Source organism: Pseudorhodobacter sp. W20_MBD10_FR17 (genome assembly GCF_052119765.1).
Classification (GTDB): Bacteria; Pseudomonadota; Alphaproteobacteria; order Rhodobacterales; family Rhodobacteraceae; genus Pseudorhodobacter.
The window spans coordinates 133,181-156,687 of record NZ_JBGQOQ010000005.1; the positions used below are offsets into that span (position 1 = coordinate 133,181).

The 23,507-nt window shown below is 58.6% G+C and carries 26 protein-coding genes; 17 read left to right on the plus strand and 9 right to left on the minus strand.

All coding sequences use genetic code 11. From position 1 onward, the window contains the following. The first annotated feature begins 12 nt into the window (after positions 1–12). A complete protein-coding gene (gene argE, locus ACEN2J_RS05240) occupies positions 13–1,167 on the plus strand; it encodes an acetylornithine deacetylase (RefSeq protein ID WP_442103862.1) in 1,155 nt (384 codons plus the stop codon). Positions 1,168–1,369: 202 nt separating this feature from the next. Further along, positions 1,370–2,425 carry a tRNA 2-selenouridine(34) synthase MnmH gene (mnmH, locus tag ACEN2J_RS05245; RefSeq protein ID WP_442103864.1) on the plus strand — a complete coding sequence of 352 codons (1,056 nt, stop codon included), beginning with the start codon at positions 1,370–1,372 and terminating at the stop codon, positions 2,423–2,425. 37 nt (positions 2,426–2,462) lie between these two features. Here the strand turns inward: mnmH and metG are convergent, their stop codons facing one another. Next, positions 2,463–4,172 (minus strand): methionine--tRNA ligase, encoded by a 1,710-nt coding sequence (gene metG, locus ACEN2J_RS05250; RefSeq protein ID WP_442103865.1) that lies wholly within the window; start codon positions 4,170–4,172, stop codon positions 2,463–2,465. 73 nt (positions 4,173–4,245) lie between these two features. Then, positions 4,246–4,806 carry a helix-turn-helix domain-containing protein gene (locus tag ACEN2J_RS05255; protein ID WP_442103866.1) on the minus strand — a complete coding sequence of 187 codons (561 nt, stop codon included), beginning with the start codon at positions 4,804–4,806 and terminating at the stop codon, positions 4,246–4,248. Positions 4,807–4,885: 79 nt separating this feature from the next. On the opposite strand from ACEN2J_RS05255, the gene ACEN2J_RS05260 reads away from it, so the two are divergent. Further along, entirely contained in the window at positions 4,886–5,563 is a 678-nt protein-coding gene (locus ACEN2J_RS05260; RefSeq protein ID WP_442103868.1) for an AzlC family ABC transporter permease, read from the plus strand. After that, positions 5,556–5,858: an AzlD family protein gene (locus tag ACEN2J_RS05265; protein ID WP_442103870.1), complete on the plus strand. Its 303-nt coding sequence runs from the start codon at positions 5,556–5,558 to the stop codon at positions 5,856–5,858. Before ACEN2J_RS05260 ends, ACEN2J_RS05265 begins: the two co-directional genes overlap by 8 nt. A 172-nt stretch (positions 5,859–6,030) precedes the next feature. On the opposite strand, the gene ACEN2J_RS05270 is transcribed toward ACEN2J_RS05265, so the two are convergent. From ACEN2J_RS05270 to puuE, 4 genes are all read right to left on the minus strand, one after another. After that, on the minus strand, positions 6,031–7,518 hold the full coding sequence (locus ACEN2J_RS05270) for a nucleobase:cation symporter-2 family protein (RefSeq protein ID WP_442103871.1): 1,488 nt from the start codon (positions 7,516–7,518) through the stop codon (positions 6,031–6,033). A gap of 85 nt (positions 7,519–7,603) precedes the next feature. Beyond that, positions 7,604–8,128, minus strand: coding sequence for an ureidoglycolate lyase (locus ACEN2J_RS05275; RefSeq protein WP_442103872.1), 525 nt, complete (start codon positions 8,126–8,128; stop codon positions 7,604–7,606). A gap of 82 nt (positions 8,129–8,210) precedes the next feature. Beyond that, positions 8,211–9,044 (minus strand): bifunctional allantoicase/(S)-ureidoglycine aminohydrolase, encoded by an 834-nt coding sequence (locus ACEN2J_RS05280; RefSeq protein ID WP_442103874.1) that lies wholly within the window; start codon positions 9,042–9,044, stop codon positions 8,211–8,213. Further along, positions 9,041–10,456 (minus strand): allantoinase PuuE, encoded by a 1,416-nt coding sequence (gene puuE, locus ACEN2J_RS05285; protein ID WP_442103875.1) that lies wholly within the window; start codon positions 10,454–10,456, stop codon positions 9,041–9,043. The genes ACEN2J_RS05280 and puuE overlap by 4 nt, the downstream gene beginning before the upstream one ends. Positions 10,457–10,608: 152 nt before the next feature. Between puuE and uraH the strand changes: the two genes are divergently transcribed. The 11 genes from uraH to ACEN2J_RS05340 all read left to right on the plus strand — a co-directional run bounded on the left by uraH (position 10,609) and on the right by ACEN2J_RS05340 (position 20,136). Further along, positions 10,609–10,968 (plus strand): hydroxyisourate hydrolase, encoded by a 360-nt coding sequence (uraH, locus tag ACEN2J_RS05290; protein WP_442103876.1) that lies wholly within the window; start codon positions 10,609–10,611, stop codon positions 10,966–10,968. 74 nt (positions 10,969–11,042) lie between these two features. Next, positions 11,043–11,603 carry a NifU family protein gene (locus ACEN2J_RS05295; protein WP_442103877.1) on the plus strand — a complete coding sequence of 187 codons (561 nt, stop codon included), beginning with the start codon at positions 11,043–11,045 and terminating at the stop codon, positions 11,601–11,603. Further along, entirely contained in the window at positions 11,593–12,261 is a 669-nt protein-coding gene (tsaB, locus tag ACEN2J_RS05300) for a tRNA (adenosine(37)-N6)-threonylcarbamoyltransferase complex dimerization subunit type 1 TsaB (RefSeq protein ID WP_442103878.1), read from the plus strand. Before ACEN2J_RS05295 ends, tsaB begins: the two co-directional genes overlap by 11 nt. Next, on the plus strand, positions 12,258–12,680 hold the full coding sequence (locus ACEN2J_RS05305) for a GNAT family N-acetyltransferase (protein WP_442103880.1): 423 nt from the start codon (positions 12,258–12,260) through the stop codon (positions 12,678–12,680). The genes tsaB and ACEN2J_RS05305 overlap by 4 nt, the downstream gene beginning before the upstream one ends. A 176-nt stretch (positions 12,681–12,856) precedes the next feature. Then, positions 12,857–13,852, plus strand: a complete 996-nt coding sequence (locus tag ACEN2J_RS05310; RefSeq protein ID WP_442103882.1) for a BMP family lipoprotein — start codon at positions 12,857–12,859, stop codon at positions 13,850–13,852. Continuing rightward, on the plus strand, positions 13,853–15,421 hold the full coding sequence (locus ACEN2J_RS05315) for an ABC transporter ATP-binding protein (protein WP_442103883.1): 1,569 nt from the start codon (positions 13,853–13,855) through the stop codon (positions 15,419–15,421). It begins immediately after the preceding gene. Next, on the plus strand, positions 15,418–16,512 hold the full coding sequence (locus ACEN2J_RS05320) for an ABC transporter permease (protein ID WP_442103885.1): 1,095 nt from the start codon (positions 15,418–15,420) through the stop codon (positions 16,510–16,512). The genes ACEN2J_RS05315 and ACEN2J_RS05320 overlap by 4 nt, the downstream gene beginning before the upstream one ends. Beyond that, positions 16,512–17,477: an ABC transporter permease gene (locus tag ACEN2J_RS05325; RefSeq protein WP_442103886.1), complete on the plus strand. Its 966-nt coding sequence runs from the start codon at positions 16,512–16,514 to the stop codon at positions 17,475–17,477. Before ACEN2J_RS05320 ends, ACEN2J_RS05325 begins: the two co-directional genes overlap by 1 nt. Beyond that, complete coding sequence (locus tag ACEN2J_RS05330) at positions 17,461–18,267, plus strand: purine-nucleoside phosphorylase (protein WP_442103888.1); 807 nt, start codon at positions 17,461–17,463, stop codon at positions 18,265–18,267. Before ACEN2J_RS05325 ends, ACEN2J_RS05330 begins: the two co-directional genes overlap by 17 nt. 172 nt (positions 18,268–18,439) lie before the next feature. After that, complete coding sequence (locus ACEN2J_RS05335) at positions 18,440–19,360, plus strand: sulfite exporter TauE/SafE family protein (protein ID WP_442103889.1); 921 nt, start codon at positions 18,440–18,442, stop codon at positions 19,358–19,360. Further along, positions 19,357–20,136 (plus strand): TIGR02186 family protein, encoded by a 780-nt coding sequence (locus ACEN2J_RS05340; protein ID WP_442103890.1) that lies wholly within the window; start codon positions 19,357–19,359, stop codon positions 20,134–20,136. The genes ACEN2J_RS05335 and ACEN2J_RS05340 overlap by 4 nt, the downstream gene beginning before the upstream one ends. On the opposite strand, the gene ACEN2J_RS05345 is transcribed toward ACEN2J_RS05340, so the two are convergent. From ACEN2J_RS05345 to ACEN2J_RS05355, 3 genes are read right to left on the minus strand one after another with little or no spacing between them, the layout of a single operon-like run. Next, positions 20,122–21,453, minus strand: coding sequence for an MATE family efflux transporter (locus ACEN2J_RS05345; protein WP_442103891.1), 1,332 nt, complete (start codon positions 21,451–21,453; stop codon positions 20,122–20,124). The two genes, ACEN2J_RS05340 and ACEN2J_RS05345, sit on opposite strands and share 15 nt — an antisense overlap. A gap of 4 nt (positions 21,454–21,457) precedes the next feature. Then, positions 21,458–22,012: a PaaI family thioesterase gene (locus ACEN2J_RS05350; RefSeq protein WP_442103893.1), complete on the minus strand. Its 555-nt coding sequence runs from the start codon at positions 22,010–22,012 to the stop codon at positions 21,458–21,460. Then, positions 22,009–22,443, minus strand: coding sequence for a PaaI family thioesterase (locus ACEN2J_RS05355; protein ID WP_442103894.1), 435 nt, complete (start codon positions 22,441–22,443; stop codon positions 22,009–22,011). Before ACEN2J_RS05355 ends, ACEN2J_RS05350 begins: the two co-directional genes overlap by 4 nt. A gap of 131 nt (positions 22,444–22,574) precedes the next feature. On the opposite strand from ACEN2J_RS05355, the gene ACEN2J_RS05360 reads away from it, so the two are divergent. Together ACEN2J_RS05360 and ACEN2J_RS05365 are read left to right on the plus strand one after the other, a co-directional pair. Beyond that, on the plus strand, positions 22,575–22,940 hold the full coding sequence (locus tag ACEN2J_RS05360; RefSeq protein ID WP_442103895.1) for a MerR family transcriptional regulator: 366 nt from the start codon (positions 22,575–22,577) through the stop codon (positions 22,938–22,940). 144 nt (positions 22,941–23,084) lie between these two features. Then, positions 23,085–23,501: a MerR family transcriptional regulator gene (locus ACEN2J_RS05365; RefSeq protein WP_442103897.1), complete on the plus strand. Its 417-nt coding sequence runs from the start codon at positions 23,085–23,087 to the stop codon at positions 23,499–23,501. Positions 23,502–23,507: the final 6 nt, after the last annotated feature.

The following is a 23,507-nucleotide window of genomic DNA, read 5'->3' on the forward strand; positions in this document are numbered from 1 at the left end:
CGGAGTTTTTCCATGGACATGCGTGCCATCCTTGACCGTCTGATCGCGTTTGAGACCGTCAGCCATATGACCAACCTGCCGCTCATGCGCTTTGTAGAGGGGCTACTGGCCGAGGCGGGAATACCCAGCACGCTGATCATGGATGAGACTGGTGAGAAGGCCAATCTATGGGCACGCGTGGGGCCTGCCGATGTGCCGGGGGTAATCCTTTCGGGCCATGTCGATGTGGTACCGGTCGAGGGGCAAGCTTGGACGCGCCCCGCCTTTGAGGTGACGCAGGAAGGCAGCCGCCTGTACGGGCGCGGGACGACCGATATGAAAGGCTTTGATGCCTGTGCGATTGCGTGCATGTTGGCTGCGGCCAAGCGCGATTTGCAGGTGCCACTGATTTTGGCGCTGTCTTATGACGAAGAAATCGGGTGCCGTGGCGTGGGGTCGATGATCGACGCGATTGCCGACTGGCCCGTGCCGCCGCGCCTGTGCATCGTGGGCGAACCGACGAGCATGGAAGCCGCGACTGGCCACAAAGGCAAGGTCGCCCTGCGGATCACCTGTACCGGCCGTTCGGGGCATTCGTCACTGGCGCCCTTGGCGCTGAACGCGATCCATATGGCGATGGATTTTGGGGCTGGTGTGCGGACGTTACAAGCCGAAATCGCGAACGCGGGCCCCTTTGATGCCGAGTATGACGTACCCTATACCACGCTGCACATGGGCAAGATCAGCGGCGGTGTACAGGTGAATGTAGTCGCACATACTTGCGTGATTGATATGGAGATCCGCTCGCTGGCCGAGGATGACCCGCTGGCGTTGATTGCGCGATTAGAGGCCATTTCCGAGGCCGTTGTGGCCCCCTTGCGCGGTGATTTCCCCGAAGCGTCAATTACGATTGAGCGGCTGTGGGATTATCCCGGATTAGGGACCGATGCAGATGCGGATGTCGTGACATTTATCAAAAAACTGACCGGCGGCAACGCGCATGTTAAGGTGGCCTATGGCACCGAGGGCGGGATGTTTGCGCAGCGTTTGGGCCTGCCCACGGTGGTCTGTGGGCCAGGCGCGATGGCACAGGGCCATATGCCGGATGAATTTATCGAAATTGCCCAATTGCAGCGCTGCGAGGCGATGATGGACGCGTTGCTGGCGCGGTGTGAAGCGGGCTTCTGACGGGGTTTGTGCTGGCGGCGGATGCCTCCGGCGGAGGTATTTTTGCCAAGATGATGTTAAGGGTCACTTAAGGTTTTCGCCCGTTTGATCGCTGTTTTAGGGATGGGGCGGCGCGCAAAGTGCAAACGCGTGCTTCATGCCCAACCCCACTCTGGCAAACAATTCCATTGCGCCCGCCCCGCCATGCGCTATGCCTATGCTTATGGCATTGACCCTGACATCTTTTGCGCAACTGGCCCGGCTTGGCTTTGACGACATCATTGATGTTCGCAGCCCTGCTGAATTTGCCGAAGACCATATTCCCGGCGCGATCAACCTGCCCGTTTTGGATGATGCACAGCGCGCCGAAGTCGGCACGATTTACAAACAAGACAGCCCGTTTCGCGCCCGTAAAATCGGCGCCGCACTGGTTGCGGCCAATGCGGCAAAGCATTTGCAAGGGCCGCTGGCCGACAAGCCGGGGGGCTGGCAGCCGCTGGTCTATTGCTGGCGCGGGGGGCAGCGCTCGGGGTCTTTTGCCTCGATCCTTGCCCAAATCGGCTGGCGGGTGGACCTGGTTTCGGGCGGCTACAAGGCCTATCGCGGTTTGGTGGTGCAGGCGCTTTATGACCAGCCTTTTCCCTGCCCTGTGATTTTGCTGGATGGCAACACAGGATCGGCGAAAACCGAATTGCTGCACCGGCTGGTGGCGCGGGGCGTTCAAGTGCTTGATCTGGAAGGGCTTGCGCATCATCGTGGCAGTCTGTTTGGTGCAATGCCGGGCGGGCAGCCCAGCCAAAAAGCATTCGAATCCGCCTTGGCAGGCGCGATCAGCCAGCTAGACCCCACACGCGTGGTGGTGGTCGAGGCCGAAAGCTCGAAGGTTGGCAATTGCCGGCTGCCGCCGATGCTGTGGAAAGCGATGGCAGCAGCAAAGCGGCTCGAAGTGGTGGCCCCAGTGACGGCCCGTGCGCGCTATCTGGTCACCGCCTACGCGGATCTGGTCGCCGACACTGCACGGCTGGCGGGCGTGATTGACCTGCTGAGAAGCGGCCACTCTGCCGAGCAAATCGACACGTGGCAAGTGCTGGCCGCATCAGGCGCATTTGAACCCCTCGCCGCAAGCCTGATGGCTGAACATTACGACCCCCGCTATGCTCGGCATCGTGCAAGGTTAGAGCATGGGGTCGAGACGTTTGCTGTCGATGATTTGGGCGATGCGGCGCTGGATAGGCTGGCAAATCAGCTGGCCGAACATGTGAATGGCCGCGCGCCCTGAAGCCTTAAACGCGCAGCCAATGATTTCATTCGGGGCGTTAGCCCCGCACGCCTGCAAACCGCTCTTGCCAGTCCACCCGTTCATCATCGGTGATTTTGCGGAACAGGACTTCAGGCACTTCGAACACATGGCCCACGGGCAGCGCGTTCAGCGCCGCGCGCAGATCGGTTGGCCATGACCAATCATCCGTCTTCATGCCCGCCATCATCGAACCTGCCGCCGTTGGGATAAACGGTTGCGAAATAACCGCATAAACGCGGATCAGGTTAAGCGCGAGGCGGATCTGTGCGGCGGCCTGTTCAGGGTCGGTTTTCACCACGGTCCACGGGGCCGAGGCTTGCAGGTATTCGTTGCCTGCGACCCAAATGCTGCGCAGCTCAATCGCGGCTTTGCGCACATCCATCGATTCCATAAAGCCTTCATAGGCGCGCAGACGGCCCTCAATCTCGGCAATTAGCGCGTCCTCAGTTGGCCCCCATGTGCCGCCTTCGGGCACGGCCTCGCCAAATTTTGACCGACAGAATTTGGTGACGCGCGACACAAGGTTGCCCAACACATCTGCCAAATCCTTATTGGCGGACTGCTGGAAATTCTCCCATGTAAACTCGGCATCCGAGCTTTCGGGCGCGTGCGACAGCAACCACCAGCGCCAGTAATCGGCGGGCAACAGCGACAGCGCTTGGTCCATAAACACACCGCGACCGCGCGAGGTAGAGAACTGGCCGCCATCATAATTCAGGTAGTTGAACGACTTGATATAATCGACCAGCTTCCACGGCTCATTTGACCCAAGTATCGTAGCCGGAAAGCTAAGCGTATGGAATGGAACGTTATCTTTGCCCATAAATTGGGTATAGGTCACGTCATCCGCGCCTTTATCGGTGCGCCACCAGCGTTCCCAATCGCCGCCCGTGGCCGCCGCCCATTCTTGCGCGCAGGCGATATATTCGATCGGCGCGTCAAACCAGACGTAGAAAACTTTGCCGTCCATGCCCGCCCAAGGGGCACCCTCAAACTGCGCAGGCACGCCCCATTTCAGGTCGCGGGTGATGCCGCGGTCTTGCAAACCGTCGCCATCGTTCAGCCATTTCTTGGCAATCGATGTGGTCAAAACCGGCCAGTCATGCTTGCTGTCAATCCAGTCTTGCAGCTTTTGGCGCATGTCGGATTGCTTTAGATACAGGTGCTTGGTCTCTCGCAACTCCAGATCAGTCGACCCCGAAACGGTAGAGCGCGGGTTAATCAGATCCACCGGGTCCAGCTGTTTGGTGCAATTGTCGCATTGGTCGCCGCGTGCCGACTCAAACCCGCAGTTCGGGCACGTGCCCTCAATATAGCGATCTGGCAAAAAGCGGCCATCGGCGACCGAATACATCTGCTTTTCCGTGACTTCGCGGATCAAGCCTTCGCTGGCCAGTTGCTTGGCGAAATGCTGCGTCAGCACCTTGTTTTCCGCACTGGACGAGCGCCCGAAATGATCAAACGACAGGGCAAAGCCGCGCGCAATTTCGGCCTGAACGGCGTGCATCTCGGTGCAATAGTCGCCCACCGGCTTGCCCGCTTTGGCCGCTGCCAGCTCGGCTGGGGTGCCGTGTTCATCGGTGGCGCAGAGAAACAGCACCTCATGGCCGCGTGCCCGCAGGTACCGCGCATACAGATCAGCAGGCAGCTGACTGCCCACAAGGTTTCCCAAATGCTTGATTCCGTTGATATAAGGAATTGCAGAGGTGATCAGATGTCTGGCCATTGGGGCGCCCTTTTCGAATAAACTTACGCCCATTTACCCCAAGCCAGCGCCCAAAGCCAGCAGCAGGATGCACTTATCGCGGGCTTTCCATTACTACCAAGACCAACGCATCGCCGCCCAGCGCCTCATACCAATGTGGCCCATCGGCGGGATAGCGGTAATAATCGCCCGGCCCTGCCTCAATCACACGTGCCTCTGGCCCAATCCGTACACGGCCCGCACAGACAAACGCGTGTTCCACCGTGCCAGCCGGATGCGCCGCCGCCCGCCGCCCTGCGCCTTGCATCAAGGCCATGCGGTACAAATCACGCCGCACCCCCAGCGGGCAATTCGCCAGCAACACCACCACGTCGCCCGAGGTTTCGGCCGCGACAGCATCGCCTTCGCCCGCGCGGATGACCACTACATCCGGCGCTGATACCTCAAAGAACTGCGCGAATGGCACGCCCAGCGCGGCTGCAATCGCCCATAGCGTCTCGATGCTCGGGTTGCCCTTGCGCGCCTCTAGTTGCGAAAGGGTTGATTTTGCCACACCCGCAGCCTCGGCTAGCGCAGACAGGCTTAGCCCCGCGCGCAGTCGTTCGCGCTGCACAGCCTCGGCAATCAGATCATTCGGTGATACGGCTTTGTTCATTATATAAACCAATCGTTCGGCTTGACGTAAGTTATCGTTCAATATATCAACCATACAACCAATATAACAGGCCAAACCCATGTACCCCTTTAAATCCGGCCTTCGTGATATTGTGCCCCTTGCACTTGGCGCCGCCCTTTATGGCACCGCCTTTGGCTTGCTCGCGGCCCAAGCTGGCATGTCGGGCTTGCAAACCGGCCTGATGGGGGGCCTCGTTTTCTCTGGCTCGGCGCAGTTCATTGTGGTTGAGCGTCTTGCGGCGGGGGCTGGTGCGTTGACGGCGCTTATCGCGGGCATCGCCCTGAACCTGCGCATCCTGCTGATGACGGCCTCATTGCGCGATGTTTTGGCCGACCGCCCGCTGTGGCAAAAAATCCTTGGCGTGCATATGACGACGGATGAAAGCTGGGCGCTGTTTCATGCCGCCCGCGCCAAAGGCCGCCCTACCAGCTATTGGTATCTGGTCGGCGCGGGCGCAGGCATGTGGGTGTTTTGGCTGGCCTCGACCCTTGCAGGCTACAGCTTTGCAAGCGCCCTGCCCGCCCCCCGCGCCTTGGGCATCGATTTTGCCTTTACTGCCGCATTCATCGCCATCTTGCGTGGCATGTGGGGTGGCAAACGCGATTTGCTACCTTGGGCCATCGCCGCGGGCACCGTCGCGGGCCTTACCCTCACCCCGCTTGAGCCCTCATGGGCCCTTGTCATCGGCGGTATCACCGGCGCAATAACCGCCGCAATCGGGGGCAAACATGTCTGACGCCCTGCCCTTCACCGCCGTCATCATAGGCCTTGGCATTGCCAACCTAATCATCCGCTTAGGTGGCTATTACCTTGGTGCGGCACTGCCCCAAACCGGCCCTTGGACGCGCGGACTAAAGGCTCTGCCGGGTACGTTGATCACGGCACTGGTGACACTGCAATTGATGCACGGCGGCGTGAATGAATGGATCGCGGCAGCAATCGCGCTGGCCGTGGCTGTGGTCAGCCGCAGCCTACCGCTGACCATGGCCGCAGGCATCCTTGCAATTTACGCCTTGCGCCATTGGGCCTGACCTGAATTCACCCCCCCCACAGATGGCCAGTCTTGCAGCCGCATCCAAGGACGAACCACGCCCCCCTTGGGCGATTTTACACGGCACAGTCCAACCTTTGCCCCGCCACCCCGCCGCCGAAATGCAAAACGAGGGGCCGAGGCCCCCCGTTTATAGTGTTTAGAATTAGTGATCAGTGGTCGGCTTGCGCTGCAGCTTTGCGCAGCTCTTCTTCGGTACCTTTGGCGCCATTAAAGAACAGGTTCAGCAGCACCGCCGAAATCGTGGTCAGTAAAATGCCGCTTTCGATCAGCGGGTGGATCGCATGGGGCAACCACATTTTGAAATCGGGCGCGATCAGCGGGATCATCCCAAAGCCAAGCGAGACGGCGACGATGAACAGGTTGAACCGGTTATTGGCGAAATCAACGCCGCTGGCCAGAATGCGGATACCCGTGGCCGCAACCATGCCGAACATGACCAGACCAGCACCGCCAAGCACGGCTGTTGGCAGCGCCTCAACCAAGGCCGCCATTTTGGGGATAAGGCCGAGGACGATCAAAATCGCGCCACCGGCAACCGCGATATAGCGGCTTTTGATACCCGTCACGCCCACAAGACCTACGTTTTGCGAAAAACTGGTATAGGGGAAGGTGTTGAAAATACCACCGATCAGCGTGCCCAATCCATCGGTCCGCAGACCAGCGGCAAGGCGCGGCTGGGTTATTTTACGGCCGGTCATATCGCCCAGCGCAAGGAACATGCCGGTAGATTCGATCATCACAACAATCATCACCAGAACCATGGTGATAATCATCACCGGATCAAAGATCGGCATGCCAAAGTGGAACGGCTTGATCAGCGCGAACCATTCTGCATTTCCGACTTTGTCGAAATGCATCATGCCCAAAACCGCCGCCAACACGCCACCAACCACAATGCCCAAAAGCACCGCGATATTGGCGACAAAGCCTTTGCCGTATTTGGCAAAGGCCAGAATGGCGACCAAAACCACAGCCGAGATCGCCATATTCGGCAGCGACGCATAGGCCGGGTTATTGATAGATGGCGCAAGGCCCAAACCTTTGGGGATGGCTGGCAAGCTGGAACCAGTGGCGGCTGCCAGATCAGTGATTTGCTTCAACCATTCAACATGCTCGGGGCTGACTGTTTTGGGCGCGGTTGGGCCAAGTGGCAGGCCAAAGATCCAGTTGATGCCGATCCGCATCAAACTGACACCGATGACCAGAATGATGGTGCCGGTCACAACTGGCGGGAAAAACCGCAGCATTTTTGACACCAATGGCGCGATGAGCATGGCAATAATGCCCGCACCGATGATCGAACCAAAGATCATACGCGCGCCGTCATAGCCAGGGTTGGACAGGCCGATCGCGATCATCGGGCCTACGGATGCAAAGGTCACGCCCATCATCACAGGCATTTGCACGCCGAAATAGCGGGTCACGCCAAGCGATTGAATGATGGTCACGATGCCGCAGACAAACAGGTCGGCAGAGATCAGGAAGGCAACATCTTGGGGTTCGAGTTTCAGCACGCGGCCGATGATCAGCGGCACGGCAATCGCGCCCGCATACATCACCAGCACATGCTGAAGCCCCAGCGTAAACAGCTGGGGGGTGGGTAGAATTTCGTCTACCGGTTTCACTTGATCGGTCACGTTACGTCCTCTCTGTCCGGGGTTATCATTTCAAGCCAGATGCGCCCCTATCGCACATGGCCCGTCCGTCATCGCAAAGGGCGGGTTATCCCTTTTCTGCCTTTGCGGGGGAGTGGCCTTGGGGGTAGATGGTCCAAGGCTGGGAAAAGTTGTGTTCTTCGAGGTTGGGCGTGGGGCCAATGCGATCGACCACGGCAAAAAGGCCGGGGGCGTGCAACGGCGTCAGCACGCCATGCCAGATGCCGCGATGCAGGTTGATGCCTTGCGCGCCGTTCGTCAGGAAAGCGCGGGGCGTGGCTGCTGGGTCGGTGGTGACAATCACAAGAAACGGGTGCTGCGACATCGGAATGAAGGCCTGCGAGCCCTCGGGGTGTCGTTCCACCAGATCAAGGATGTAGGGCAAGCTGCGGGGTTGCGCCTGAAAGATGGAAATACCGGCGCGAGCCTCATCGAAATTGGCATCGCCGAAATCGAGCTTGGCGCGATCATGAAAGCGGCCGCAGAGACCTTGGTTGATGATCTTATCTGGGCTACCGGACGCGTCGAGCACATCGCCGAAGGGGGCGAAGGCGGATGCCGTTAGCGGTTCAGTTTCGATGTTGCGCGTCATGTATACCGGTTTGTTGGTGGCTGATAGCCGGGGGTTTCACACCCCCGGCCCCCCGAGAGGTATTTTTGCCAAGATGATGAGTTCAGCGCGGGTTTAGGGGGCCGCGCAGGTTGGCGTGGCGATTGACGTCTTTGTAAAGAAGGTAGCGGAATGGGCCGGGGCCTGCGGCATAGCAAGCTTGGGGGCAAAAGGCGCGGAGCCACATGAAATCGCCAGCCTCAACCTCAACCCAGTCTTGGTTGAGTTTATAGACGGCCTTGCCTTCCAGCACGTAAAGGCCATGTTCCATGACGTGGGTTTCTTCAAACGGGATCACGCCACCGGGTTGGAATGTCACGATGGTGACGTGCATGTCGTGGGACAGGTCGGTCGTATCGACAAAGCGGGTAGTGGCCCAAGCGCCGTTTGTGTCGGGCATTGGCGTCGGCTTCACATCCTTGTCGCTGGTCACAAAGGCGCGGGGCGCGGGGATACCGGCTGCGGGTTCATAGAGTTTGCGGATCCAGTGAAAGCGGGCTGGGGTTTTATGCGCGTTTTTCAGCCGCCATTTACTGCCTGCGGGGATGTAGGCATAGCCGCCGGGGCCGAGATCATGCTCGGTGCCATCAATGGACAGCCAGACCTCACCTTCTGTCAGGAACAGCACCGACTGTGCGCCTGCGTCGTTTTCAGGGGTGTCCGAGCCGCCACCGGGGGCGACCTCCATCACATATTGGCTAAAGGTTTCGGAAAAGCCGGTCATCGGGCGGGCGATCAGCCAAAGGCGGGTTTTATCCCAACCGGGCAGGTAGCTGGTGACGATGTCGGAAAACACGCCCTTGGGGATGAACGCATAGGCATCAGTGAACACCGCGCGGCCCGTCATCAGTTGGGTTTGCGGAGGCAGGCCGCCTTTGGGGGCGTAATAGCTGGTCATGGCAGCATATCCTTTAGGCGCAATTCCGCAATACGTTCAACTTGGGCGCAGGCGGTAGTGAATTCGGTTGTGGTGTCGTTGTTCAGGCGGGTTTTAAAGGCGGCAAGGATGCTGTCTTTGGTATTGTCACGCACGGCGATGATGAAGGGAAAGCTGTGTTTGGCCACGTAGGCGGTGTTGAGGCTCTCGAACTCTGCACGCTCGGCATCCGTCAGAGCATCCAGCGCGGCGCTGGCCTGTTCGGCCGTGCTTTCGGCCGTCAGGCGCTTGGCGGCGGCCAGTTTGCCTGCAAGGTCGGGGTGGGCGGTCAGCACGCCGAGACGCTCGGCATGGCTGGCCGAGCGGAACATGCGGGCCAGCGCATTGTGTAGGCCGATGGCGCTGTCATGCGCGGGACCAAGTTCAAGCGCGTGGGCGCGGCGGGCGATCCAAGGCGAGTGTTCAAAGATAGAGCCGAATTTGGCGGTGAAGCCCGCCTCATCCATCAGGCTGGGGCGATCAACGCGCTGATGCGGCTGGGTCGCGGCCCAATGGGCGGCGATATCCATACGGCGCGGAAACCACACACCTTCATGGCTTGCGGCGTAGTCGAGAAAGCGCATCAGGCCAGCAATTTTTCCGGGACGGCCAATCAGACGGCAATGAAGGCCGATCGAGAACATCTTGGCCGCACCCGCCTGCCCTTCGGCATAAAGCACATCGAAACTGTCTTTAAGGTATTGGAAAAACTGCTCGCCCTCAATGTAGCCGGGGGCAGTAGCGAACCGCATATCGTTTGCCTCGAGCGTGTAGGGGATGATGAGTTGGTCGCGTTCGCCCACCTCGATCCAATAGGGCAAGTCGTCGTCGTAGGTGTCTGAAATCCAGTCGAAACCGCCCTCCTCGCTCACCAAGCGCACGGTGTTTTCGGAACAGCGGCCCGTGTACCAGCCGCGCGGACGGGTGCCCACAACTTCGGTGTGCAGGCGCACGGCCTCGGCGATGGCGGCGCGCTCCTCAGCCTCGGGCATGTCGCGGTGTTCGACCCATTTCAAACCGTGGCTGGCGATTTCCCAGCCTGCCGATTTCATCGCGGCGACTTGTTCAGGGTTGCGGGCCAAAGCGGTGGCAACGCCGTAAATCGTAACAGGAATATCGCGCGTGGTGAACAGCCGGTGCAGACGCCAAAACCCCGCGCGCGCGCCGTATTCATACAGCGATTCCATGTTCCAATGACGTTTTCCCGGCCAAGGGGCTGCCCCCGCGATGTCGGACAAAAACGCCTCGGACGCGGCATCATTGTGCAACACGTTGTTTTCGCCGCCCTCTTCATAGTTCAAAACCAGCGAAATGGCGATTTTGGCACCGTTGGGCCAAGCCGCATTTGGCGGGTTTTGGCCATAGCCGGTCATGTTGCGCGGATATCTGTTCACAAAAAGCCCCTTATCGACTGTTGCCTTGTATATTACGAATAGCGGGACAGGATTAACAAATAAAACCGAAAGGACTTTCCCTGTAAGATGAAGGTCGCACATTGCGCACATATCAGGCAAACTTGTGCCAAGTTTTGCACATGGAGAGAAAAATGAGCGGCGGAAAATTGACGACCCATGTTCTGGATACAGCCTTGGGCAAGCCTGCAGCAGGGGTGAAAATCACGCTATTTCGGGTTACGGCAGCGGGGCATGAAAAGCTGGCCGAGACGGTGACAAATGCTGACGGCCGCACGGATGCACCGATGCTGTTGGGCGCGGCGCTGACCGTTGGCAGCTATGAGTTGGTATTTTCTGCAGGCTCTTATCTGCGCGCCAGCGGGCAGGCACAGGGGGATGTGCTATTTTTGGATGAAATCCCGATTCGATTTGGTGTGCCGGATGCGAGCGCCCATTACCATGTGCCGCTGCTGATCTCGCCCTTCGCCTATTCAACCTATCGCGGCAGCTAGGTTTAGAACCATTCCAAACCTTGACTTATCGGGCCTGCAGGCGCATATCCGAGTAGAACAGTCGGAGATATAAAATGTTCATCCAGACAGAATCTACGCCGAACCCCGCTACGTTGAAATTTTTGCCCGGCCAGACTGTGCTGGATATGGGCACTGCCGATTTTCCGAATGCGGATGCGGCAGGCAAATCGCCGCTCGCCAAACGCATTTTTGCGGTGGGTGACGTGGCAGGCGTGTTCTTTGGCAATGATTTCGTGACCGTCACCAAGGCCGAGAGCGCCGAGTGGGACCATATCAAGCCTGCAATCTTGGGCGCGATTATGGAGCATTACCAATCGGGTGCCGCCGTGATTGAGGGCGAACAAGCCGCCTCGGGCCATGCCGAACACACCGGCGAAGATGGCGATATTGTTGCGCAAATCAAAGAATTGTTGGATACGCGCGTGCGCCCTGCAGTGGCCCAAGATGGCGGCGACATCACGTTCCACGGCTTTGACCGCGGTATTGTTTACCTGCATATGCAGGGTGCCTGTGCCGGTTGCCCATCGTCAACGCTTACGTTAAAAATGGGGATTGAGAACCTGTTGCGCCATTACATCCCCGAGGTGCTGGAGGTTCGGCCCGTTGCCGCCTAAAGCTTTTTCGGACGACACGCCCCTTTTGGCCTTTGACACATCGGCCGCGCATTGCGCGGCCGCTTTGCTATTGCATGGCAAAATCATCGCCGAGGCACGTGAGGAAATGGCCAAAGGCCAAGCCGAACGCTTGATGCCGTTGATCGAAGAAATGCTGGTCAAAGCAAGGCTCACTTGGCGTGATTTGGGTGCGATTGCGGTAGGCGTAGGGCCTGGAAACTTTACCGGCATCCGGATTTCGGTGGCCGCCGCACGCGGTCTGGCCCTTGGGCTTGGTGTGCCTGCGGTGGGTGTGACGGGGCCAGAGGCCCTTGCGCAGTACGGCGAAGGGGCGATTTGCGTGGCGACCCCGTCGTCGCGCGGGGCCCTGTATTTACAAGAGTTTGACGGTGGCAGCCCCAGCACAGAGATGCGCGAGGCGCATCCTGATGTTGCCGGTTTCTGGCCCGAACCCAAGCGCCAACTGATCGGCGATTGGCCCGAAACGGACCGCACCGTGCTGCGCCCCGATCCAATAGCGCGGGTACGTGCGATTGCGATCATCGGGGCCACACGCGCGGCGCAAAACCCATCCCCACCTGCGCCGTTTTACCTGCGCGCCGCCGATGCAGCCCCTCCCAGCGACCCGCCGCCGGTCATTCTGGACCCGCTTTCGTGACGCCAACGGACCTTGCCACGCTGCACAAACAGGCCTTTACCACGCCGCGCCCGTGGTCGGCCGACGCGTTCACGGGCCTTTTGGACATGGCCGGCGTGTTCCTTATCGGCAGCCCAAAAGGGTTTATCTTAGGCCGCGCAATCGCAGGTGAGGCCGAGGTTTTAACCCTTGCCGTAGCCCCCGAATGGCGCAGGCAAGGGATCGCCCGCCAGCTTATGCTGGATTTCGCACGCAAGGCCGAACAGAACGCCGCCGAAACCGCGTTTCTTGAAGTGGCCGAGGACAATGCGGCGGCAATAGGCCTTTATCTTTCACTGGGTTACACGGTGGGTGGGCGCAGGCGCGAGTATTTCGAGGCGCCCGATCACAAACGTCTGGATGCCCTGATTATGACCAAATCGCTTTTGCCCAACAGTTAACGTTGGGTCAGCACGGCAATATCGGCTAAAACTTGACCAAATGGCCGAAACCCGCGCGGGAACTTCGAAATACCTATTGACCCTTATGGCCAAAACCGCCCTAATTTGCATACGCACCACCACCCCCAACGGGGGGATTCTTGCGGTGGCAAAAAAAGCAATCGGGAGACGATAGTATGAGCCTCATGAAACATTTCGCAGCTGCGACTGCGACGATCGCGCTGACTGCCGGTATGGCAGCCGCTGATCCTGCGCTAATCTTTGACCTTGGCGGCAAGTTCGACAAATCCTTTAACGAGGCCGCCTATGAAGGCGCGCAACGTTGGGCCAAAGAAACCGGCGGTTCCTACAAAGAGCTTGAAATGCAATCCGAAGCCCAGCGTGAGCAGGCCCTGCGCCGTTTGGCTGAATCGGGCGCGAACCCTGTTGTCATGACCGGCTTTGCCTTTGGTGACGTGTTGAACCAAGTTGCGCCAGACTTCCCAGACACCAAATTTGCGATCATCGACATGGTCGTTGACCAGCCAAACGTGAAATCGGTGGTCTTTACCGAAGAGCAAGGCTCATACCTCGTCGGTATGGCCGCTGCGATGGCATCGAAAACCGGCACCGTTGGTTTCGTTGGCGGCATGGATATTCCGCTGATCCGTAAATTCGCTTGTGGCTATGCCCAAGGTGTTATGGCCGTGAACCCAGATGCAAAAGTGATCGCCAACATGACCGGCAGCACCCCTGCTGCATGGAATGACCCGGTTAAGGGTGGCGAATTGGCCAAGGCGCAAAAATCCCAAGGCGCTGATGTGATCTATGCCGCGGCTGGTGGCACCGGTCTTGGTGTGCTTCAGGCCGCTGCGGATGAAGGCATTCTGTCGATCGGCGTTGACAGCAACCAGAACTATCTGCACCCAGGTAAAGTGCTGACCTCGATGACAAAACGCGTTGATAACGCCGTTTATGACATCTTTAAAGCAGGCACCGAAATGGCGCCCGGCATCAGCGTGATGGACTTTGCAGCTGGCGGCGTTGGCTATGCTGTGGACGACAACAACAAAGACCTGCTCTCGCCTGCGATGCAGGACCAGCTGGAAAAGGCAGGCAAGCTGATCGCTTCGGGCACGTTGAAAGTGCACGACTATATGTCAGATGAAACCTGCCCTGCGCTTTCGTTCTAAATGACGGGCAATGATACTTTGGGGCGGCAGGAAACTGCCGCCCCAGCAGCAGCCCCGCTGGCTATCGAGCTGCGCGGAATTTCCAAATCTTTTGGTCCGGTGCAGGCCAATAAAGACATCTCTATCCAAGTTGCCAAAGGGTCCATCCACGGCATTATCGGCGAAAACGGGGCCGGTAAATCCACGTTGATGTCGATCCTTTACGGGTTCTACAAAGCTGATGCTGGCGAGATTTATATCTCGGGCAATCTGACCCCGATCCCGGATAGCCAAAGCGCCATTCGCGCGGGCATCGGGATGGTGTTTCAGCATTTCAAGCTGGTCCAGAACTTTACCGTTTTGGAAAACGTGATTTTAGGCGCCGAAGGTGGGGCGATGCTGCGTGGGGCCATGGCATCCGCGCGCAAATCCCTGACCGATCTGGCGCGCGAGTATGAACTGGATGTTGACCCTGATGCGGTGGTCGAGGACCTGTCGGTCGGCCACCAGCAGCGGGTTGAGATTTTAAAAGCGCTCTACCGCCAAGCCGATATTTTGATTTTGGATGAGCCGACGGGCGTGCTTACCCCTGCCGAAGCCGACCAATTGTTCCGTATTTTGAACGGGTTGCGCGATCAGGGTAAAACCGTGATCCTGATCACCCATAAACTGCGTGAGATTATGGAAATCACCGATACCGTGTCTGTAATGCGGCGCGGGCAGATGACGGCAACGGTGAAAACCGTTGAGAGCAGCCCTGAGGAATTGGCCGAGCTGATGGTGGGCCGCAAGGTGCTTCTGCATGTTGAGAAAAAACCAGCGACGCCCGGCGACATGGTGCTTGAGGTGGAAAACCTGCGAGTGCGTGATGAACTTGGGGTCGAACGTCTGAAAGGCGTGTCGCTGACCATCCGCGCGGGTGAGATTTTGGGAATTGCGGGCGTTGCCGGCAATGGCCAATCCGAACTGTTGGAAGTATTGGGCGGCATTGCCCGCGGCACCGGCACCGTGCGGATGAACGGCCAAGAGATCGCGTTGACCGCAGCCGCCGATGGCCAAAGCCGCCGTGCGCGTGGCATTGCACATGTGCCAGAAGACCGCCAGCACCTTGGTTTGATTATGGATTTTACCGCGTGGGAAAATGTGGCCTTTGGCTATCACCACGCGCCGGAATACCAAAAATCGGCCCTACTGATGGATAATGACGCCATCCGCGCCGACACAGTTTCCAAGATGGAACGGTATGACGTGCGCCCGCCAATCCCGACTTTGGCGGCTAAAAGTTTCTCGGGAGGAAACCAGCAAAAGATCGTCGTGGCCCGCGAGATGGACCGCAACCCAGACCTGCTGCTGGTGGGCCAGCCCACGCGCGGCGTGGATATTGGCGCGATCGAATTTATTCACAAACAGATCATCGCCCTGCGCGATGCGGGCAAAGCGGTGTTGCTGGTCTCGGTCGAATTGGATGAGATTATGAGCCTGTCCGACCGGATTGCCGTTATGTTTGATGGCCAGATTATGGGCGAGCGCGACCCCGAAACCACGGATGAACGCGAATTGGGCCTGTTGATGGCAGGAGTAGTAAAATGACCGCAATGCCGAAATGGGCCGATGCGGTCTTGGTGCCACTTATCAGCTTGGTGATCGCGTTTGTGATCTCGGGCCTCGTGATTTTGGCGATTGGCGAAGACCCTGTCGCCGCTATGAAACTGATGGTCACGGGGGCTTTGGGGTCAACCTATGGCTGGGGCTATACGCTGTATTACTCGACCAATTTTATCTTTACCGGGCTGGCGGTTTCGGTCGCGTTTCAGGCTGGATTGTTCAATATCGGCGGTGAGGGGCAAGCGAGCCTTGGCGGCCTTGGCGTGGCCCTTGCCTGCCTGTTCGTGCCGTGGCCGCATTGGTCGCTGGCGCTGATTGGCGCCTCGGTGATGGCGGCGCTGTTTGGCGCGGCATGGGCGGCCATTCCGGCCTATTTGCAGGCCAAACGCGGCAGCCATGTGGTAATTACCACGATCATGTTCAACTATATCGCTTCGGCCCTGATGATCTATGTTTTGGTCACTGTGCTGCGGCCAATGGGCGCGATGGACACCGCTTCGGCACGGTTTGACCCGTCGCTAAAGCTGCCGCGTTTGGGTGACATTTTGGGGCTGGTTGGCATTCCATTCAACAACCGCAACCCCGCCAATATTAGCCTGCTGATTGCGCTTGTCGCCTGTGTGGGTGTGTGGTTTTTGATGTGGCGCACGCGCTTGGGCTATCAGTTGCGCGCCTTTGGTAAATCGGAAAAAGCCAGCGTTTACGCAGGCATAAACCCTGTACGTATCACGATGTATGCAATGCTGATCTCGGGCGGGTTGTCGGGGATGATGGCGATTAACACCGTGATGGGCGAGGCGCAGCGCCTGCTGCTTAACTCGGTCGAAGGGGCCGGGTTTATCGGAATTGCCGTGGCGCTTATGGGCCGCAGCCATCCGGTTGGTGTGCTGCTGGCGGCCATTTTGTTTGGCTTTTTGTACCAAGGCGGGGCGGAACTGGCGCTCTGGACGACGATCCCGCGCGAGCTGATTATCGTTATCCAGGCGCTGGTGATTTTGTTCACGGGTGCGATGGATAATATGGTGCGCAAGCCGGTGGAAAGCTTGTTCTTAATGCTGCAAAAGGGGAAGGCGTAATGGATTTCGCGACCCTTATTCAGATTTTGGACAGTACCGTTCGGCTGGCCACACCGTTGCTGTTTGCCTGCCTTGCGGGCCTGTTTTCCGAACGCGCGGGCGTGTTTGACATCGGGCTGGAAGGCAAGATGTTGGCTGCAGCTTTCCTGTCAGCCTCGGTTGCGGCGGTAACCGGCTCGGTTTGGCTGGGCGTTTTAGCGGGGATATTTGCGTCATTGCTGCTGTCGGGCATTCACGGGCTGGCGGCGATTACGTTCCGTGGCAACCAGTTGATTTCGGGCGTGGCGATTAACTTTCTGGCCTCGGGGCTGACTGTGCTGCTGGGGCAAAAGTGGTTTGGACTTGGGGGGCGCACGCCGCCACTAACGGGTGATGGACGGTTTGAAACGATCACCCTGCCCTTTGCCGATGCCATTGCGCCACTTCCGTTTATTGGCCCGATCTATGCTGAACTAATTTCTGGCCATTCGGCGCTGGTTTATCTGGGGTTTGCCTGTGTCCCGGCCTCGGCTTGGCTGTTGTACCGTACGCGCTTTGGATTGCGGCTGCGGGCCGTGGGTGAAAATCCGGCGGCGGTTGATACGGCGGGCATCTCAGTTATCGGCATCCGCTATAGCGCAGTGGCGATTTGCGGCGTGCTGTGCGGGCTTGCGGGGGCCTATCTGGCCCTAGGGCTGGCGGCCGGTTTTGGCAAGGAAATGACGGCAGGGCGCGGGTTCATCGCGCTGGCGGCGTTGATCTTTGCGAAATGGCGGCCGTGGTATGCACTGGGCGCGACGATGCTGTTTGGCTTTCTTGAGGCCGTCGGCAACCGTTTCCCCACGATCGAGTTGGGGCCGATCGCGATCCCATCGCAGTTCGTGCAGGCGCTGCCGTATATCATCACCGTGGTTATCCTCGCCGGCTTTATCGGCAAGGCGCGGCCACCACGCGCAGGCGGGGAACCCTATGTCAAAGAACGTTAATGACCTTTCGGCGCTGATCCGCGAAAAGGCGGGCGATGCGCCGGTGCAGATGGGGCTGATCCTTGGGTCGGGCCTTGGGCATTTGGCGGGCGCGGTGGATGGCGTGGCCATTCCCTATACCGACCTGCCCGGATTTCCCCATGCGGGCGTATCGGGGCACAACCCGAATTTGGTAATTGGCGATCTAGAGGGCGTGCGCGTGGCCGTTTTTGGCGGACGGGCGCATTACTATGAAAGCGGCGATCCGGCGGCGATGCGCCTGCCATTAGAGGTGCTGCGCGCGCTGGGGGCCAAGGCCCTGATCGCGACCAATGCGGCGGGGTCGCTGCGGTCGGATATTCAGCCCGGCGATTTGATGCTACTGTCCGATCACATCAACTTCTCCGGCCTGAATCCGCTGATCGGTGAGAAAACCGATGCGCGGTTTGTGCCGATGAAAGACGCGCATGACCCTGCGTTGCGGGCGGCGCTTACAGCGGCAGCCGTGACCCAAGGCATCCCCCTGCCCGAGGGCGTTTATGCGTGGTACTCCGGCCCCAGCTTTGAAACCCCTGCCGAAATTCGCGCAATTAAGATTTTAGGCGGCGATGCCGTTGGGATGAGCACGGTGCCCGAGGTTATTTTGGCGCGGTTCTTGGGGCTAAAGGTTGCGGCGATCTCAACCATCACCAATATGGCGGCGGGTCTGTCGGATGAAAACATCAGCCATGAGCATACCAAGGCGATGGCACCACTGGGCGCGGCCAAGCTGGAGAAGATTTTACGGGCGATGCTGCGATATATGGCTTAAAGCAACACCCGAAAAAATTTCAAACCTTTTGCGCAATAATCACCCCAGAGCGTTTGACATCCCCGACCAAGCGGCGCAATCGTTAAGATATGACCTGCCTATCATCCCGCCCGTTGCATTGTGACTTGCTCCTTTGCTGAATTGATTAAAACTCCATATTGATTGCCCTGATATGCAGCTTTACCTGCCAATTGCTGAACTTTCCGTAAACGCCTTAGCATTGCTTGGCTTGGGCGGCATTGTGGGCATATTATCTGGGATGTTCGGGGTTGGCGGTGGGTTCATCATCACCCCTTTGTTGTTTTTTATGGGCATCCCGCCGGCGGTTGCGGTCGCCACAGGGGCCAATCTGGTTGTGGCCTCGTCCGTTTCGGGGGTTCTGGCACAGCTAAAACGCAAAGCCGTCGATTTCCGCATGGGCATGATCTTGATGATTGGCGGCCTTATGGGGTCTGGTGCGGGCATCGTGGTGTTTGCTTGGCTGACAACCTTGGGCCAGATTGATCTATTTGTGCAGCTGTCTTATGTGCTGTTTTTGGGTGTCGTCGGTGCGATGATGTTCAAGGAAAGCCTTGGTGCCTTGCTACGGTCGCGCAAGCCCGGCGGGCCGATCCGGCGTTCGCATGTGCATTATTCGGTACATAAACTGCCGTTCAAGATGAAATTCCGTGCCTCTGGCCTGTATATTTCCGTGATCCCGCCGATGATGGCTGGGGCGGCCGTCGGGTTTTTATCAGCTATTATGGGCGTTGGCGGCGGCTTCATCATGGTGCCCGTGATGATTTACCTGCTTGGTATGCCTACCAAGGTTGTGGTTGGCACCTCGCTGTTGCAGATCATTTTTGTCAGCGCGTTTACAACGGTGATGCACGCCGTTTCCAGCCAGACCGTCGATATGGTCTTGGCGCTGCTGCTGATTATCGGCGGCGTTATCGGGGCGCAAATCGGGTCTAAAATCGGGCTGATGCTGCGGGCAGAACAGTTGCGGATTTTGTTGGCGCTGATGGTGCTGGCCGTATGTCTGCGCATTGGGCTTGGCCTGCTATTGACCCCGGATGAGCTGTATTCCATCGCGCCGGGGAGGTTCCCATGATCCGCGCGCTTTTGTGCCTTATCGCCTTGGCCATGCCCTTGCAGGCGCAAGAGGCCAAAACCCCGACGGGTGAAACGATCGTCGCTGGCCTTAGCCAGAACCTTGTGTCGATTACCACCAATTTTACCGGATCAGAAATTCTGATTTATGGCGCGGTAAAGCGCGAACAGGCCATTCCGGCCGGTGCCCCGCTTGAGGTGATTGCAACGATCCAAGGGCCATCTGGCCCGCTGACCGTGCGCCGCAAGGAACGGCGTTTTGGCATTTGGATGAATGTGGACTCGGTCAACATTGCCCGCGCGCCCAGCTTTTACGCGATTGCATCGTCAGCGCCATTGGCGCAGGCGTTGTCTGAAACGGAAAACCTGCGCTATCAGGTCACAATTCCCAGCGCCATTCGCGCAGTTGGCATTGCAGCCGAGGCTCCGGATGCGCCTGTGTTCTTGGAATCCTTGATCCGCCTGCGCACAGAAAGCCACGACTATGTTCTGAGCGAGAACTCGGTCAAGCTTTTGGAATCGACGCTGTTTCGGGCCGATGTGGCCCTGCCCGCCAACCTGACCGAAGGCGAGTATAAGGTGCGGCTGTTCATTACCCGCGATGGTGCGGTCGTTGATGTGCACGAAGAAAGTATCACCGTCAACAAAGACGGGCTGGAGCGCTGGATCTTTAACCTCGCGCATGAACATTCGTTGATTTACGGGCTGCTGGCCCTTTTCTTGGCGGTTGTGGCGGGTTGGGGGGCCTCGGCGGCCTTTGGGTTACTGCGGCGCTAGGCGGTCTTTGGCGGCGCGGGCTTTGGCCTCGACCATTGGCCATTTGCGCCACATGGCGATGCCGCGCATGATATTCAGAACCATCAAACCCGCCCAAAGCCCGTGGTTGCCCCACAGCGGGATCAGCACCATCAGGGCGGCGGCATAGGCCAGCACAGACACAAGCATGGTTTGGCGCATTTCACGGGTTAAGGTGGCGCCAATAAAGATGCCATCCAGCATCCACGCCCACACACCGACGATAGGCGCGGCGACCAGCCACGGCAGATAGTCACGCGCAACAAGGCGAACGTTGGGGGCTGTGGTCATCAGGTCAATCAGCGCAGGCCCCCCGACCAGAAAGCACAGCGACAGACAGGCCACCGCAGCCACACCCCATTGCGTGCTGACAACAGATGCCCGGCGCGCGCCCGAAACCGAGCCTGCACCGACGGCTTTGCCCACCAGCGCCTCGGCTGCAAAGGCGAAACCGTCGAGGAAAAAGGCGGCAATCGTTAGGAACTGCATCAGCACTTGGTTGGCGGCCAAGGTTACATCACCCTGCCCCGCGCCAAGAAACAGAAAGCTGGTAAAGCTAACTTGCAACAAGATCGAACGGATCATGATATCGCCGTTCACAACGGCCATTTCGGCCAGCGCCTTTGCATCGCGCAGCCGCGCCAACGCTGGGGCCAAAGCCGCGCCAAAGGCTGCGCGGCACAGCCACAGGCCAAAGCCGAGGCCCGCCCATTCCGCGATGAGTGTCGCAATCGCAACACCTTCGACACCCCAGCCAAGGCCCAGCACAAACCACAGGTCCAACGCGATATTGGTGCCGTTTATCAGCAATTGCAGGGCCAACACCGAATGCGTCCGTTCGGTCGCGATCAGCCAACCCGTGACGGCATAAAGCGCAATCGTGGCAGGCGCGCCCCAGATGCGCAGGGTCAGGTAGTCTTGGGCAAGGCTTTCAACCGCCTCGCTGCCGGGCGACAGCCAAAGTGCGGCCCAAAACAGCGGGATTTGCGCAATGATAAAAAATACGCCTGCGGCCCCGCCGATAATCAGCGCCCGCAGCAAAATCGCTGTGCCCTCGGCAGTGTTGCCCGCGCCAAAGGCCTGTGAGGTAAGGCCCGTGGTGCCCATGCGCAAAAAGCCGAAAATCCAATAGACCGAGGACAGGATAATCGCCCCCAGCCCCACCGCGCCGATGGGCGCAGGCAGCCCGATTTGCCCGACAACGGCCGTATCAACCGCGCCCAAAAGCGGCACGGTCACATTCGCCAGCACAATCGGCACAGCCAGTTTCAAAACGCGGGCGTGGCTGATTTCAACCATCGGGTCAGGTGGCCATTAGCGCAGTCGCAGCGCCTTCGGCTTGTAGGTCGGGCATCAGGAAATGGCCCGTGGCTTGGGCAAACAACCGGCTGCGATTGTCTTGCCATGCTTCGACATGCACCGAGGCATAACGCCTGCCCGACCGGTTGATCCGCGCCCGCGCATAGGCATCACGCGGCAGGCCAGAGCGCAAGAAATCAACCGTGAAATCAATGGTTTTCGGCAGGCGCATTGGGCTGTGAACCTCGGTCTCGGCCACATCGAAACGGCCCTGCTCCATATCTTCCCACAGGGTTGACCAGCTCAGCTCGATAATCGCCGCCACCTCTAGGAAAGCCGCCGTAGCGCCCCCGTGGATGGCGGGCAGCATCGGGTTGCCGATCAGCTTTTCATCAAAGGGCAGCACGGCCGTTAGCTCATCCCCGCGGCGATCAAACTGGATGCCGAGAAACTGGATATAAGGCACACCGGTCACAAGGCGGCGCAGGGCGGCATCTCGGCGCTGTTTCACCACTTGGACAGGTTCGGGGCGGGCGCGGTCAGGCATACGGGGGGTCATGCTGGCTCTCCTTTGCCGAGGTCTATGGTAAAGGCACCGGTTGCCGTGGCCACGGGGCGGGTCGTATCCTCATCCGTGGTGGTGACGCGCACAAAGGCAACAGAGCGCGTGACGTGATAGCATTCGGCCCGCGCGGTGATGCGTTGGTTTGGCGTGGCGGGGCGCATGTAATCGACGCGCAGATCAAGCGTCGCTGTAGATCTGGGATGCGACGGGTGGCACATCACCGCCGCCCCCGAGGCCGTATCCATCAGAGCCGATACCGCGCCGCCGTGGATAACCCCCGTCGCAGGGTCACCGATAAACCGCGTGTCATAGGGCATGGAAATCACAGCAACGCCGTCTTTCAGCGACTCAAGCTCCATCCCCAAGGCGCGCGAATGCGGCAAGGCTTGAATAAACTGTTGCGCGAATTGTTCACTATCTGTCATGCGGCCCGCCCTTATTTCATGCCTTTGTTCCCGATTGGGCCAAAAGCTGCAAGCCCCCGCCGAAACGTCGCGTTCGGGCAATTGCACTGGCCCCCGCATCGGCCTATCCTATACCTAACGGGAGAGAGCAAATGACCGACACACGCCTCAGCTTTAAAGAAATGTGCGGAAAGTTTGATGTAACGCCGCGCACATTGCGGTATTACGAATATATTGAGCTGCTAGAGCCGGAAAAAGATGGCCGCTCGCGTTGGTACGGCTCGCGTGAAGTGGCGCGCATGACGCTTATTTTGCGCGGCCGGCGGTTTGGGTTCAGCCTTGAAGAAATTCGCCAATGGCTGATGATTTACCGCCAAAAGGGTAATAAACCGCAGTTGCAGGCATGGGTTGACCTTGCCGACCGCCAATTGGCCGAGCTTGAACGCCAACGCGTCGAGCTCGATTTGACGCTAAGCGATTTACGCGCTTTGCGTGAAACCGCCGCCAAAGAACTGTAATTTCAGGGCTGACACCACGTCACTACAAAATTGACGTCACGTTATGGTGACGTTAACGTCAATTAGTCTGGTAACATCATCTGAATAATCCCATGTGACCTAGAGGAAGGGAATCCATTTCCCTAGGCAAATGTGAGAGAGACGATGACCGTGATTGAAGAAATGACCATCCGCGAAATGTGTGATGCGTTTGACGTAACGCCGCGCACGCTGCGGTTCTATGAAGCAAAAGAACTGATTTTCCCGAAACGTGAGGGAACAAAACGGCTGTTTAGCCGACGCGACCGTGTGCGCCTGAAACTGATCCTGCGCGGCAAGCGTTTTGGCTTTAGCCTCGAAGATATCCGCAAGTTGCTTGATCTGTATGACCTCGAAGGGTCGGAACGGTCGCAATATTTGCGCACCTATACACTGGCCCAAGAGCGATTGGCGCAGATGGAACAGCAACGCGATGAGCTGACCGAGGCGATTGCCGAGTTGAAAACCGAATTGGCCAACGGAGCCGAGATGTTCCACAGCTATTCCACCCCGCCCGCACCGCAGACAAAATCTGCGGCCTAGGCGGCC